The sequence below is a fragment of the uncultured Ellagibacter sp. genome, from assembly GCF_934617235.1.
In the GTDB taxonomy this organism is placed as follows: Bacteria; Actinomycetota; Coriobacteriia; order Coriobacteriales; family Eggerthellaceae; genus Ellagibacter.
The window spans coordinates 49512-64147 of the sequence record NZ_CAKTTZ010000001.1 but is presented as its reverse complement, the minus strand read 5'-3'; the positions used below and the strand labels follow the sequence as shown (position 1 = coordinate 64147).

General features: G+C 55.9%; 12 protein-coding genes. 10 read left to right on the top strand and 2 right to left on the bottom strand.

Translation table 11 applies throughout. From position 1 onward, the window contains the following. Positions 1–204 precede the first annotated feature (204 nt). Positions 205–1884: an MFS transporter gene (locus Q0G85_RS00290; protein WP_297153472.1), complete on the top strand. Its 1680-nt coding sequence runs from the start codon at positions 205–207 to the stop codon at positions 1882–1884. A gap of 256 nt (positions 1885–2140) precedes the next feature. On the opposite strand, the gene Q0G85_RS00285 is transcribed toward Q0G85_RS00290, so the two are convergent. Continuing rightward, positions 2141–2746 (bottom strand): hypothetical protein, encoded by a 606-nt coding sequence (locus tag Q0G85_RS00285; protein WP_297153469.1) that lies wholly within the window; start codon positions 2744–2746, stop codon positions 2141–2143. 471 nt (positions 2747–3217) lie between these two features. Here Q0G85_RS00285 and Q0G85_RS00280 point away from each other — a divergent pair, with 471 nt between their 5' ends. From Q0G85_RS00280 to Q0G85_RS00270, 3 genes are all read left to right on the top strand, one after another. Then, positions 3218–3451: a hypothetical protein gene (locus tag Q0G85_RS00280; protein WP_297149368.1), complete on the top strand. Its 234-nt coding sequence runs from the start codon at positions 3218–3220 to the stop codon at positions 3449–3451. A gap of 173 nt (positions 3452–3624) precedes the next feature. After that, complete coding sequence (gene tig / locus Q0G85_RS00275) at positions 3625–4935, top strand: trigger factor (protein ID WP_297153468.1); 1311 nt, start codon at positions 3625–3627, stop codon at positions 4933–4935. Positions 4936–4997: 62 nt separating this feature from the next. Then, positions 4998–5516 (top strand): peptidylprolyl isomerase, encoded by a 519-nt coding sequence (locus tag Q0G85_RS00270; protein WP_297153466.1) that lies wholly within the window; start codon positions 4998–5000, stop codon positions 5514–5516. A 177-nt stretch (positions 5517–5693) separates the two neighbouring features. On the opposite strand, the gene Q0G85_RS00265 is transcribed toward Q0G85_RS00270, so the two are convergent. Continuing rightward, positions 5694–6470, bottom strand: a complete 777-nt coding sequence (locus tag Q0G85_RS00265) for a hypothetical protein (RefSeq protein WP_297153463.1) — start codon at positions 6468–6470, stop codon at positions 5694–5696. Between the two features lie 445 nt (positions 6471–6915). Here Q0G85_RS00265 and Q0G85_RS00260 point away from each other — a divergent pair, with 445 nt between their 5' ends. The 6 genes from Q0G85_RS00260 (at position 6916) to Q0G85_RS00235 (ending at position 14624) form a co-directional block, all read left to right on the top strand. Then, positions 6916–9231, top strand: a complete 2316-nt coding sequence (locus Q0G85_RS00260) for a molybdopterin-dependent oxidoreductase (protein ID WP_297153459.1) — start codon at positions 6916–6918, stop codon at positions 9229–9231. A 17-nt stretch (positions 9232–9248) separates the two neighbouring features. Continuing rightward, a complete protein-coding gene (locus Q0G85_RS00255; protein ID WP_297153456.1) occupies positions 9249–9608 on the top strand; it encodes an oxidoreductase in 360 nt (119 codons plus the stop codon). A gap of 83 nt (positions 9609–9691) precedes the next feature. Then, a complete protein-coding gene (locus Q0G85_RS00250; RefSeq protein ID WP_158048850.1) occupies positions 9692–9967 on the top strand; it encodes a hypothetical protein in 276 nt (91 codons plus the stop codon). A gap of 223 nt (positions 9968–10190) precedes the next feature. Next, on the top strand, positions 10191–10526 hold the full coding sequence (locus tag Q0G85_RS00245) for a hypothetical protein (RefSeq protein ID WP_297153449.1): 336 nt from the start codon (positions 10191–10193) through the stop codon (positions 10524–10526). A 145-nt stretch (positions 10527–10671) separates the two neighbouring features. Next, positions 10672–12978, top strand: a complete 2307-nt coding sequence (locus Q0G85_RS00240; RefSeq protein WP_297153446.1) for a leucine-rich repeat domain-containing protein — start codon at positions 10672–10674, stop codon at positions 12976–12978. A gap of 8 nt (positions 12979–12986) precedes the next feature. Continuing rightward, complete coding sequence (locus Q0G85_RS00235; protein ID WP_297153443.1) at positions 12987–14624, top strand: VWA-like domain-containing protein; 1638 nt, start codon at positions 12987–12989, stop codon at positions 14622–14624. The last annotated feature ends 12 nt before the right edge of the window (positions 14625–14636 follow it).

Sequence of the window (14636 nt, the reverse complement as noted above, 5' to 3'; positions counted from 1 at the left end):
GGCATCGAAGCTTCTGCAATGGCCGGTATTGAAAGCTCACTACCCGTAGTTGCGGAATCTGATTCCAGGGTTAGCCCATCGCATCATGTTCTTACCGCAAGGGCAAAATGGGGAGTAATTGCACGGCGGTTCGTCTAAGGGATATAGGCGCCACCGCTTCGCTTGAGTCGGGATACTCAAGCATCTTACTTAAAGGAGGGACTAATGAACGGTAAGGAATTCACCGTTTCAGAGGTTGTAGACCATTTGGGAGTTAACGGCCACACGTGGCTCATGTTCTTCCTCATGATCTTCGCTATGATTTTCGACGGTTACGACTTCATGGTCGTTAACACCACCAACCTGTTCGTTGCACATACGTTCTGGCCCGACAACCCGAACCCGGGTGCTCTCATGGGCTCTCTTACCACGTGGGGCCTGCTCGGCATGGTCCTCGGCGGCGCAGTCGGCGGCATCCTGTCCGACAAGATCGGTCGTAAGAAGATGCTGACCATCGCCGTTATCTTCTACGGTCTGTTCACCCTGCCCCAGGCTTTCGCGAATGACCTCGTGTTCTTCGCAGCATTCCGCCTGATCGCCGGCTTCGGCGTCGGCTCCTGCATCCCCATCGTCACCACCGTGTTCTCTGAGACGATTCCGTCCAAGCAGCGTGGCGTCTTCGTGACGATCGGCATGGCGGGCATGGTTGCTGGCTGGGTTCTCGCCGGCGTCATCGGCAACCCGATCTGCAACACCGCAACCCCGATTCTCGGCGGCTTCACCAATGAGATCACCTACCTCAACGCTGACGGCTCCTCCGCCACCATGTACGCCAACTGGCGCCTCTGCTACCTGATCGGCGCTCTGCCCATCATCTACGGAATCGTTCTTCACTTCTTCATGCATGAGACTCCGCACTGGTACGCCAACGCTGGTCGCATGGAAGAGGCTTGCAAGGCTCTCAACCACCTGCAGCGTTCCGCTGGCCAGGAAGAGACCCACTTCGACCCGAAGCTGCTCGTCGTTCCGCCGAAGCCTGCCAAGACCTCCCCGAACATTTTGTTCTCCAAGAAGTTCATCGTTCCGACCGCTGCTATCTGGACCGCTTACTTCGTTGGCCAGTTCTGCGTGTACGGCATGAATGCATGGCTGCCCACCTGGTTCAAGGGCATTGGCTACACCCCGTCTGAGGCTGTTGCTCTCCAGACCTGGAACAACGTTGCCGCTATCGCCTCCAACTGCTGCGTCGGCTTCGTCGCTGACCGCATCGGCCGTAAGCGCAACCTGGCGTTCTCCTGGATCTTCTGCATCGTCGCGATCGTCATCTGCTCCGTGTTCGTCGTCCCGAACAACTTCGGCTTGTCGATCGCCCTCATGCTGCTCTTCGGCTTCGCTCTGAACTACGCCATCACCGCTGTTCAGCCGCTGATGCCCGAGTCCTACCCGACCGCAATCCGCAACACCGGCGTTTCGTGGTGCCAGGCGTTCGCCCGCTTCGGCGGCTCCGCCTCCTCGATCGTCCTCGGCGGCATCGCTGGCATGGCTATGTTCCAGACCGCAGAAGGTGCCACCAACTGGTCGATGGTCGTTCTCGTCCTCATCGTTCCGTTCGTCCTCGGCTTCATCTGCTGCCTCCTGTTCGTCAAGGAAACCGGCGGCAAGTCCATGGATGAGCTGGCTGGCGACGGCAAGACCGACGCCTCCGACACCGGCATGACGAACTTCATCATCATGCTCGTCGTGATTGCGTTCCTGTTCGTCACCTGCATCGTGTGCCCGCTGGCTGTCTCCGGCTGGTCGAAGAACCCGGTCGCTCTGCCTCTCATGGCCGTCGGCGTTCTGCTTCCGTTCATCTACTTCTTCATCTTCGCTACTCCGTATCGCAAGGCCTACTTCGAGAAGTAGTGCAAGATCGAAAAGCTACCCATTCGGTTGCATCGAGAACCCCCGCTTTGGCGGGGGTTCTTTTATGTTGCGAGGGAGGGAGGAGCTGCAATATCACCCTTGCCACTATGGTGCCGCAAGGGTAGTGCGGTCTGACCCCTCTGAATGAGAGGCAAGAAAAAAGGCGGCCTCGGAACTGCGAAGTCCGAGACCACCTTGGGTTTCTTTAGCGGCGCGTTACTAAAGGCCGTTTGCCGGGCTAAATGCTATGGGCGAGTTAGCCGATAGCATTGCCTTCCTCATCGTAGAGTTTCTCGTAGGGCACGCCCTTAGGCTGGATAAAGTCGAAAAACTTGCCGAAGGTGCCGCGCTTCTTCCCGCCGCGCTCGTCTTCGTCGGGGTCGCTTAAGCCTTTGTACTCTTCCTTGATGCACATAGCGACCGTTGCTTCAACGGCAATGCGCAGGGTTGCTGTGTCGCGTGCCGTTACCTCGAAGCACTCGCCATGGTCCTTGAAGACCATCTTGCGAACATGAACCTCGTTTTTCTCCTTCTTAATCTGGAAGAAGTCAATTGGCGGCTTGCTGACGGTGCCGCGGATGTCCCACAGCATGCCCTCGACATAGTAGTGCTCTTTGATGACGCGCGTCTGGAATTCGTATTCGAAACGATCGTGGCGCAGATAGTAGTTAAGCGCTTTGTTGTCGGGTCTGATTTGTCCGATTTGGCCGCCCATTCGCCCGATCATCGCAATGCGGTCGGATTCCTTCTCCCAAGGTCCCTCGAACCGCAGGGCGAGCTCTCCGTCGCTATACCAAACATCGAAATCCTCGTGTTTCGCGATAGCGTCAACGGGGAAATACATCTTGTTGAACTTGGGCATAGAACTCCTTCGGTAGTGCCGAAAATCGTTAAGGAAAAGTATAGTGCAAGGCGCGATTCCGGCGCTTGAGCGACCGATAATCCCATAGTTTTCGCTCTTGAAAACCGTCGTTAAGCGACCGATCCAATTTTATCATAAGTATGCCTCACATATAGGACTATGTCCTATATGTTTTCCCTGATGAGATGAGGAAAATCAGCCTTTAAGGTTGATGGTGAAAATATAAAGACGTCCCTTTGTGATGATGCAATTTCCTCCTTGAGCTATAAACTAAAGATGCTTTGAAACGAGGCTTAGTTGTTGACTGCTCAAAAATCGGATTGGGAAGGTCCGGAGCAGCCAATGGTTAAGTTTAACCAAAGCGGAAGGTAATCGAAGCGCTTGCCCGGCGGGGGCAGCGTTTTGAAAAGAAGAAGCCCGAAGACTTGGCTGAGAGCCGAGTATTTCGGGAAGCTACAAAGGAGGATTGTTATGTGTTTTCGACCTGCAGACGCATCGGCTGGCCCGAACAAGTGCCCTCACTGCGGCAAGGCCATCCAGGCAATGGGCGGCATGGTTCTCAAGAACTGCCCCTTCTGCAAAGGTGATTTGACGGCTGCTGCTCCTGGCGCTCCGGCTGCTCCTGGTGCTCCTGGTGCCCCCGCGGCTCCTGGCGCTCCGGCTGCTCCTGGCGCTCCTGGTGCCCCCAAGGCTCCTGGCATGTAAGAAGCCACTCGTTCCGCAACGTAAAAGTTGTAGTACGATTTTTCAAAGACTGGTCCAGAATGCTTCTGGGCCAGTCTTTTTTGTTCCCCGAAATGCCCTCTAAGGTACAATGAACTGCATGAACAGCGTAAATCTCGCAGTGTAAAAATCATTGTTGGCATAAAGGAGGAACCGTGCAGGTTAAAGACAAAGTTCGCGAGGACGATGGCGACAAGCAGGAATTGGTCCTGACCATTGTTGCCTCCGCCGACGAGGTGAAGGAGGCGGCGGACAAGTTCTTCGCCGAGATCGCTCAGCGCGATATCCCGGGTTTCCGTAAGGGCAAGGCACCTCGCGCGGTGCTCGAGCAGAACGTCGGTGGCCACAAGAACGCAATGGGCGGCGTTGCCGAGATGCTCATCAACGAGAAGGCTTTCAAGGCACTCGACGACGCTGACGTGATCTTCGTCGGCGAACCGGACTTCAACGTTGATAACGATGTCGTTGAAGGGCAGCCCTTCACCTTTACTGTCTCAGGTGCCGTAGTGCCGCAAATGAAACTTTCAAGCTATGACGGCGTGTCAATCGAGATGCCGCCTGATGAGGCAACGGACGAGGAAGTCGAGCGTCAGCTCAAGCATCTCCAGGATGTCTATCATTCTTTCGAGGAGATTGATGACCCGGCTCACATTGCTGAAATGGGCGACGTCGTTTCTGCGGCCGTTACGGTTACGCAAGACGGCAATGCGGTTAACGGCCTGCGCTACGCGACGCGCATGATCGAACTCGGCTCGGGCTCGATGCCTGCATCTTTCGACGAGCATATTGTCGGCAACAAAATCGGCGATACGCTTGAATTCGATTTCGAGGCGAAAGACGACGAAGGCAACACGCAATTTGGCGATGGCAAGCTGCATGCTAACGTAGAGATTCAGGAATTCCGCCGCAAGATCCTTCCCGAGCTTGATGATGAGTTTGCGGCGAAGGTTGGCTGCGCTGATGCCGAGGATATGCGCAAGCAGATGCGTCAGCAGATCAATCAGCATAAAGAGGCTGAGCTTCCCGGCCTTATGGTACAGCGTGCGGTCGATGCGCTTGCCGAGCGACTCGAAGGCGATGTTCCTCGGTACTATGTTGACTTCATCCGTCAGGATGTTGGCCGTGAGATGATGCAGAGCTTCGAGAAGCAAGGCACGTCTCTGCAGGAGTGGCTGCTCAACAACAACGGCAAGGCTGACGAAATCAAGGAAAACGTGACGCAAGAGGCGATTCGCCGCGCTCGCATCGATTGCGCTCTTGAGGCACTCATCGCTGAAAAGGGCATCGAAATCACCGAGGAGGACATCGAGAAGGAGCTTGCTCAGGAAGATGATCCTGCGGCGATTCGCGAGAAGTGGGAAAAGGCAAATCGCATGGCTGAGCTTCGCAAGGTCTGCCGCCACTCGAAGGCTTCTCGTTGGCTCGTCCAGACGGCCGAAGTGACGGTTGTCGACGAAGACGCTTAAGCAAAAGGGAAACGCAAAGTGCGTCTCGGCGTAGAGCTAGGCGCTGAAAAGGGGAGATGAACATGGATCTTGGTTCTACCGTAACGCTCGTGTACACGGGCAAGTTGGAAGACGGCACCGTTTTCGGTTATGCGACCGAGGAAAACCCGATGGTGTTCCAGACGGGAATGGAAATGGCAATCGACGGCTTCGAGAAGGAAATCCTCGCGATGGAGGGTGTCGAAGGCGAGAAGAAGACGTTCACCGTCGGTCAGTACGAGGCATACGGTGAGTATCTCGATGATCATGTCGCTGTGATTCCGTTGCACCAGATTCCCAAGCGCGACATCAAGGTTGGCTCTCGTTTGTGGATGGCCAACGATGAAGGCGAGCCGACGCTCGGCACTGTCATCGAAATCGAGGGAGGCAATGCCAAGTTCGATCTGAACCATCCTCTTGCGGGCAAAGACCTTACCTTCGAAGTGGAAATCAAGAGCGTTGAGGCGGCTCCTGAGAACTTCGTTTCTGAGCGTGAGAAGCGCGAACATATGAGGGAGCAGTCGAAGCTTCTCGGCGGCGACCAGGGCGAGTCCTATCGATAGGCTCTCGATCGAAATATAGCTTTCCGCTACGTTAAAGGCCCCCGCATATGCGGGGGCCTTCTGCATCGCAGTCATACTCGGGGCTTAGATGGCGCGAAAGGAGCCTTTCTAAGCCAAGAGAAAAGCCGCTACTCGTAAGAACAGCGGCTTTCGAGAATCGAGGTGTTACAGCGAATTCTAAAGCGTCACAAAGTTCTCGGGGAACTGCTTGTTCGCGTTCAGCACATCCTTGCTCGTATCGCCGTAGCGCAGCCATTCGGTATCGGTCGCCTTGCGCTTGATCATGGCATTCTCCATGATTTCCTTCAGCGCCTTGGTCTTGCGCGCGTATTCCTCCATCTGAGGGAGGCGTCCGTCGAGCTCGATCTGACGGCGCTTGTAGGCCTTGTCTTGAATGGAATCGCCCGGGATGATGGCGTAGAAGTCTTCAGCTTCAAGCGTGTAGTTGGCGTGATCGGCGAAAGCGGCAAGCGCGGAGTCTTCCTTCAGGCTCTGGATGGTGCGCTCGCGAACGTCAGCATCGAGCTGTTCGGGCGTGATGCCGCGCTGCTCGCAGAACTCTTCTTTCGTCATGCCCTGGCGGCTGATCATTTCCTCCATGCGCATAGTGGACGCGTAGAGGGAATTCTCAACGAGGTCAGCGGGAAGCTCTTCGACAAGGCGTTTGGAAAGCTCCTTGCAGATGGCATCCTGATCGGCGAGTTCCTGAACCTCGCGATTGTCGCGATACATGTTGTAGCGGATGAAGATGAGAAGCTCCTCGACCGACTTGAAGTCCTCACAGTGCGCGTTAACCCAACCGTCGGTCAGCTTTGCCTTCTCGCCTTCCTTGCAGATATTGATCTCCAGCCAACGGACGGCGGTCTCGCGGATGGTGTCTTCCGGAATGCGAACTTCCTCAGCGATAGCGTAGACAGGATCGTAGGAAGTAAGGGTGAATTGCTGAGTGGCCATGGTGCGTTCCTCCCAAAACCAGGCCGTGAATCGAGCCTGGGACGTAACGTGGATTGCTTCATACTAAATTGGTATCAGACAGCATGAATACCACTTCTTATTGTACCAATGGATAGTGTCATGCAGCGTGTGATTCCGAGCCTTTTCCTACCCGATTTCAGGGGAGCGAATCGCGATGCCCAAAAAGTTGAAAAATGGGCATGCCGTTCGCGGAATTTTTCATGACCAGGGGAAATAGAGGGTTGTATTGAGAAAATCAACCCATTGGGATGAGGTTGAACTACCTAAAAACAACCCGCTGATTCGATTCCAAGCCGCGTAATGTCTCTAATATGAAACGTGCCTTGAGGCGGTGACGCGAGGAAGCAAGACAGCGGCTTCCAAGCAACCCCGCTCGGTAAATGTGGAGAAAGAAATTGGCGAGGGAAAAGGAAGGAAGAAGACTATGGCATATGGTAAGCAGTGGCGTACCGAGCTTGAAGACGGTACCGTAGTCACTCGTAGCAACACTTGGTCTCCTCCGGGATCTCACCCGGTTGGATACGGTGTCAAGGTCGTTACGAAGGGCGATCAGCTCATCCGTATCGAAGGCGACGACGATAACCCGATCACCACTGGTCGTGTTAACGCCATGAACCTTGCTCTTCGCGAGTACACCCATTCTCCGAATCGCGTCATCTACCCGATGAAGCGCGCATTCGAAGATCGCGGCAAGGACAAGTGGGAGCGCACCACTTGGGACGAGGCAATGGACACGATCTGCGAGAAGGTCCGTTACTTCCAGAACACCTACGGCCCCGAGTCCATCGTTTGCTTCGGTGGTACCGGCCGTGAGGCTTGCATCTACTACTACGCACTGACGTTCTCCGTTCTGCAGTCCCCGAACTGCTGCTACACGCAGTCTGGCTGGTCCTGCTACGGTCCTCGTTGCTCCATCTCTGACTACGTGCTCGGCGCAGGCTATCCTGAGCTCGACTACGCTGGTCATCTGCCCGGCTCTTATCATGACCCGCGTTACACGCTGTCCAAGTGGGTTGTGGTTTGGGGCAAGGAGCCGCTGCCCTCCAACGGCGACGGTTTCTTCGGCCACTGCCTCGTCGACATGATGAAGCTTGGCACGCACATCATCTCCATCGACCCCCGCGTTACCTGGGTCGGCGCTCATGATGGCAACATCAACCTGCAGGTTCGCCCGCAGACCGACACGGCTCTCGCGCTCTGCCTCATTAACCTCCTCTTCGAGAACGATGAGTACGATCACGAGTTCGTCGAGAACTGGATCTACGGCGTTGACGAGCTGAAGGCTCGTGCTGCTGAGTACCCCGTGGACAAGGTCGCCGAGATTACCACGGTCGACGCTGAGGAAATCAAGCGCGTCGCCCACATCATCGGCACCGAGCGTCCTATCGGTTGGGCTTGGGGTCTGGCGTTCGACCAGAACAAGAACGGCGTTCAGCTGTCCCAGTCCTTCATCATTCTGGCTGCTATGTGCGGTTCTATCGACCGTCCTGGCGGACTTACCCTTGGTCCTCCGTCGGCACTTCTCGGCAAGTGGCGCATGGAGCAGCGCGGCGCTATGACCGACGACGTTTGGTCGAAGCGTATCGGTGCTGCACAGTGGCCTGGCCTGTCCACCGGCATGGCTACCACCCAGCCTGACGAGACTCTGAACACCATGGAGACGGATCAGCCGTACGCTCTGAAGATGGGCTGGTTCAACAGCTCCAACTTCCTGACGCCGACCTGCTCCGCTCAGCCGAAGCGTTGGCACAAGGCTCTCCAGAAGCTCGAGTTCGTTGTCATCCAGGACCTCACCCAGACGCCGACTTCCATGGCTCTCGGTGACTACTTCTTGCCCATGTCCACCTGGGCTGAGCATGATGGCATCGTCCTCACCCACTATGGCCGCAACACCGTGTTCATGGGCCCCATGAACAAGGCTCTCACGGTTGGCGAGTGCAAGTCCGACATCGAGATCTGCCTCATGTTCGGTCAGCGCCTCAACCCCGAGTGGTGGCCGTGGTACAAGCCTGCAGACGGCAAGTCGCTTGACCTCCCCGCGCTGCAGCAGGCAGTCGAAGACTTCTTCAGCGATCAGCTCAAGGAACTCGGCTTCGACTGGAAGACCTTCCAGGAGCTCGGCCTTTATCAGCCTGGTGCCCATGGCTTCGAGTACGAGAAGTACGCGAAGGGCATGCTCCGCTTCGACGGCGCTCCCGGCTTCAACACCATTACCGGTCAGATCGAAGCCTACTCGATTCTTTACGAATCCTGGGGCGAGGATCCGCTGCCGTACTACGAGGAGCCGAACTACAGCCCGATCAGCAAGCCCGACTTGGCTGGTCAGTATCCTCTAATCTCCACCTCTGGTGCTCGTCGCTACAGCTCCTTCCACTCTGAGCATCGTCATGTTCCGTCGCTGCGCCAGATCGATCCGTGGCCGTGGTGCCAGATCAATCCTGAGACCGCTGCGGAATACGATGTGACCGACGGTGACTGGATTGAGGTTTACAACATGTTCGGTGAGGCTCGCTTCAAGGCTGAGATTACTCCGATCATGAAGCCCGGTATCCTCATGTGCGCACATGGTTGGTGGTTCCCTGAGCAGGACGGCGAAGAGCCCAACCTGTTCGGCGTTTGGAAGTCCAACTTCAACAGCCTCGTGCCGCATCAGAACATTGGTAAGCTTGGCTTTGGCGCTCCGTACAAGGGTGTTATGTGCAACATCCGCCGCGTCCATAGCCTGAACTCCGACGACTAAGAAAGGAAGTGGCATAAATGGCAGATCAGAAGTACGCACTGCTCGTAGACTACACGTACTACTCCGGTAACCATGCCGCCGAGATCGGCTGCAAAGAAGAGCTTGGCCTTCCTCTCGAACAGTTCGGTATCAAGGAAGTTCAGGTTGGTCCCTTCAAGAAGGGCGAAGGTAATGACGGCGACGCTTGGGAGTGGTTCTACATTCCTTGCCCGACGTCCATCTTCTCCGAGCATTGGGGAACCAATGGCGATAAGGCCGGCCAGCGTCCGCTCGCTGTTCAGGTCGACGAGTCTGGCTCGATGTACTACGGTACGCTCGAGGACATGATCGCCAAGATGGCAGAGTTCGATCGTCCGATGGTTCTCTTCCAGCTCTAACTCTTTAGTGTGTTAAGATGTCCGTGGTCGCTGGGCGACTGGCGACCACGACATCGTGTGATAGACCAATAAGGAGGGATAACATGACCCGCGATGAATTTTTTGAGCTCGACGCTGCTGCTGCAGCTGCAGAGCTGAACGCAGGCCTCGAGGCTGGCAAGAGCAAGGACGAAGTCCTCGCCGATCACGGCATTGCTCAGGCTGACCTTATGAAGGCTCAGATCTTCTTCGTGAAGGATAAGTTCATTGCTCGCGCCTGGGGTGGCTACACCTCTACGAAGCGTACCGGCAATGAGGCTGGCGACACCGCTAATGGCGTTGGCGACTCCGATCCTTCGAAGGGCTACAACGGCATCTAGTTCCTCCAGGGGATGTTTTTCTAGGGGCCTGATTAAAGCTCGCATTAAGAACCTCTTCGCAAGAAGGGGTTCTTTTTTATGTCTCAAATTGGGGATGAAACGATTTCGGTCATACTGTTCCACTAACTTCGACCAGCTCAAAGGTGTATTTCTGCATGCTAAGATACTTCTATCAGCAGTGTTTGCATTGCGTGCTATTGACTCAAGGAGGAATGCTCTCGATATGGCTACTAAGAACGAAGAGGAAATTCTCGCCGAAGTGGAAGAGCTTGGCCGCTTGACGGAAGCTCAGGAAGATATTCTGTACAACATCGCTTTGAAGCAGGATGAGCTTGGCCGAGAGGCGACGAACCTCTTGCTTGAGAAGGTTGTCGATAGCGAGATTTATCAGCCGATGATTGACCGTGAGATGTTGACGTACGAGATCTTCAATAAGGGCGGAAAACACGAGATTGCTTGTTTGTACGTGACGCTCAAAGGTATGCGCTATTGCATCACGTTCGGGGATGAGATTTCCGCTCGTCGCCCTGTCAACCCTGCAGGTGCCCCTCGCGCTTAGTTGCATTTTCGGAAACGGCCCGACACCCTCGCGTCGGGCCGTTTTGTCGTTTTGGGGTAATGCGTGTTTGAGCTCAGCTTACGCGACGCAAAACCTTGCTATGCGTGCTCCGTATGTTGGACGGTCATTATTTCGAGGTGCTGGAATGGCAGACGGTCTTTTAGGAATTCCCCATATTGCATATGCGAAGGCCCAGGTGAATCGCAACAAATCGCTTGACGTCAGCAAGCTTGACGTCAGCTTTGGGGGATTCACCCCGACGCCCCTAAATGATAGCGAGGCGTCAAGGGAGATGATGCTCTCCGTCGAGGCGCGTATTCGCGAGCGTCGCGAGGCTTCTTTGCGCGCTCAGGCTGTTCAGGATGCCTACACTTCCGAGCAGCGCTGTTTCGTTGATGAGCGAGGGGTGAATTGGGACTACGTCGTCCTTTCGGAGTCGTCGATTCGCGTTGAGCGATGCACTCATGCGGAAGGTGAACTATTCGTCCCTGAGTCGATTGAGGGCTTGCCGGTGCGTTCCCTTGCACCTGACGCGTGTTCGGGCTTGGACGATGTGACGTCGGTCGTCGTCTCCGAGAGTGTTGAGTTTATCGGCGGATGCGCCTTCCGCTTCTGCAAGCGCCTGCAAAGCGTTGTTCTTCCGCGCAATCTTGCCACCTTCGAATCCGATTGGTTTCGTGGTTGCCCCTCGCTTTCGAGGTTGCGTTTGTCGGGGCTTTTGGAAGCAATCGGGCCGAGCTTGTTCGATATCCCAAATCTTGAATACGTTGAATTCGGTGCGGCGCTTTCTTGTGTTGAGCCTGGGACGTTCCAGAAGAGTAAGCTGCTTGGTATCGCAGTCGATCCCAATAACCCCTGGCTGCAAACGGATGGTGCTGCCATTTACTCGAAAGATTCCCGAACGCTTGTGGCGCTTGCCTGTCCGCTAGCTTCCTATGAGGTTGCTCCGACTTGTACTGAAATCGCGAAGAAGGCGTTCAGCTCGTTTGCTGGCTTGTCGTCGGTCGAGCTTCCTGATGGAATTGAACTGCTTGGTCCCTACGCTTTCTCACGCACGGGGATCAGGACCTTTGAGGCGCCCTATGCTTTAAGGGGGATCGGGGAGCGAGCGTTCTTTTCCTGCGCGTCTTTGATCGACGTGCAGCTGAACAGGGGCTTGCGCTCTCTTGGCGCCGACGCCTTCAGCAGCACGGCGATTTCGTCTCTGCGCATTCCGAATTCCATAGTTGAAATCGGGTATCCGATCGCCGAGAGGACGAAGCTAACCTATGCAGGTGATTCCTCGACATTCACTATGGAACCGGGGTCGGACAAGCTCGTGCTCGACGAGTTCGGCGCGCTCTACGAGATCCAAGACGATGGGCTTAAGCTGCTTTGTCTCTTTGATGGCTCGGCGACGCGGTTCGAGGTGTCGGATCGAACGATCGAGGTAGCCGAGAAGGCTTTGCTCAACCATGCGAAGCTTGAAGAGCTCGTCTTGCCTGAAAGCGTTCGCGTCATCGGCGCTTCCGCGTGTAAAGGATGCCGTTCCCTGCGTCGCGTCGTCATACCCGAAGGGGTTGTCGAGCTGGGTGCCGAGGCGTTCATGGATACGGCCCTCGAGTCGATTCATATCCCTGCATCGCTTGAGAAGATCGGGGAGAACGCGTTTGTCACCTACTACGCGCACAATGGGAAGCGCCAACCGACGCTTCGCGAGGTAACGGTGGCGCAGGGGAATGTGCGCTACGAGGAAAAGGCCGGCATGTTGCTCGAGAAGTGGAGCAATGGCAAGGCTCGTGTTGTGGTGAACACCGACTCTCGGGAATGCGTGCGGATTCCCGATGAGGTCGTCGCTATCGCGCCATACGCCTTTAACGGGGACCGCAACATCCGTGAGCTCTATCTTTCCGACCGCATTAAATTGGTGGGGATGCGCGGCCTCGCCTTCCAGTGCTTCATCGAGCTGATTCACATCGACCTCGAGGAGCCGATTGGAGGCCATAGCAGCTTCGACGTGCGTTTTCCCGAGGTTGATCGAAGCGTCAAGCAGATCGAGCTTGCCTTTAGCGTGCCCGACCACGTGAGCATCGAGGCGATTCTCGATCACTATGACGGGTCGATCGTGAGCGGTTCGAGCTACGACGCGATGGTTGACGGGGGTATTGGCCTTTACGACCAGAGCAAGATGATAATCGCGCGTCTGAAAGACCCGGTGCTTATGACGCCGTCGAACAAGAGCATGTGCGATCGCGTGATGAGAAGCAATCTCGTCGATATTATCGTGCAGGCGGCGCGCCATGATGACCGCCAGGTGGTGGATGATATGCTTGATTTAGGATATCTCACCAAGGATAATATCGACATCGTGGTTGAACGTGCAGGTGATGTGCAGGATGCCGCGATGACGGGATACCTTCTTGAAGTGAAGCGCCGATTCTTCGGTGCCAAATTGATGGACTTCGATTTGTAGGGGGTGGCATGGCGGCGCACGAGACGATAGCCGACGCGAAGCTTGCGCGTCGTGCGCGCGAAGATGAGCTTGCCCGAGACATTCTCGACGAATGCCGTGTCCAGCTTATGTTGAAGTTCCGCTTCCTCGACATGGCGCTTTGGCGCATGGAGAACCTGCCGGTTCGCGCGGGGACGCGTTACCCTCTGACCACCGATGCCCGTCGGGTTGCTTATGACCCCCCGCGCGTGATCGCGCGTTTCGAGGAAGGCTTCGACGAGCTCATTCGCGACTATCTGCATATGGTGATGCACTGTGTTTTCCGCCATATGTTCGACAAGGATCATCGCAATCGACAGGCATGGAATCTGACGTGCGATATCATCGCGGAAAGCGTGGCGCTTGATATGTGTGCGGGGCGCTTCGCCTCTCCAGATGATGCGGCGAGGACCGAGGCGCTCGACAGGATAAAGATGATCACGGGCAGCCTTCTTCCCAATAAGGTGTATGACCTGGTGGAAGCCATGGTTCTTACGCCTTCGGGGCAGCAGCATCTCGGGATGGGCCGCTCGACGCTCAACGATTGGTTCGCGCTGTTCGAGAGGGACGACCACTCGGCGTGGCCGGCGAACATTGATGACGATGCGCCTGTCGAGCGCCGTGATGCGCAGACGCCGGAAGAGGTGAGCGAGCGCGATTCCGGCGAAGCGCCCGAGTCCGATGACATGGAGCTTGAGTCTGCCGGTGGCACCGATGAGCCGTTGGAGGATAACGGCAAAAAGGAAGATATCCAGGCTGAGCAGGTCGAAGACGAAATCGACGACAATGATGCTGAGCCGGGGGAAAGTGTCGAGCCCGCTTTGGCAGATGGCGAAGAGACCGAACGCGACCATTCCGAAGACGACGAGGCCGAACGGGAATGGGAGGAAATCTCGAAGGAAATCGAGATGAACCTCGAGACGTTCTCGAAGGAATGGGGCCGCGAATCGGATAGTCTGATGCAGCATCTGGCCGTGGCGAACCGCAAGGTGTATAACTACACGGAATTCCTGCGCAAGTTCATGACGATGAATGAGGAAATGCTGCTTAACCAGGACGAATTCGACTACATCTACTACACCTACGGCATGGAGCTCTACGGAAACATGCCGCTTGTCGAGCCGCTTGAATACAAGGAAGCCGATCGCGTGCGCGAATTCGTGATCGCGATTGATACGTCGGGCTCGGTGCGGGGCGATTTGGTGCGCCGTTTCATCCAGCACACGTTCGATATCCTGAAGGAATCGGAAACTTACACTACCGAGGTCAACGTGCACATCGTGCAGTGCGACGCGCGCGTGCAGTGCGACACGCGTATTACCGACATTGCCGAGGTTGACAAACTCATGAAGGACTTTGTCATCAGGGGATTCGGCGGGACCGACTTCCGACCGGTTTTCGACTACGTCGAGACGCTGCGCGACCGCGGCGAGCTGACCGAGATGAAGGGGCTTATCTACTTCACGGACGGCTTAGGGAGCTTTCCCGAGAAGCCGCCCGATTACGACACGGCCTTCGTGTTCATGGACGAAGGGGGGCGAGACCTTCCGCCGGTGCCGCCCTGGGCGATGAAGGTCGTCATCGACGAGGCGGGCATAAGTCGGTTCAAAAGCCAAGGCATCCGCTAGCTGCGGGCGCGC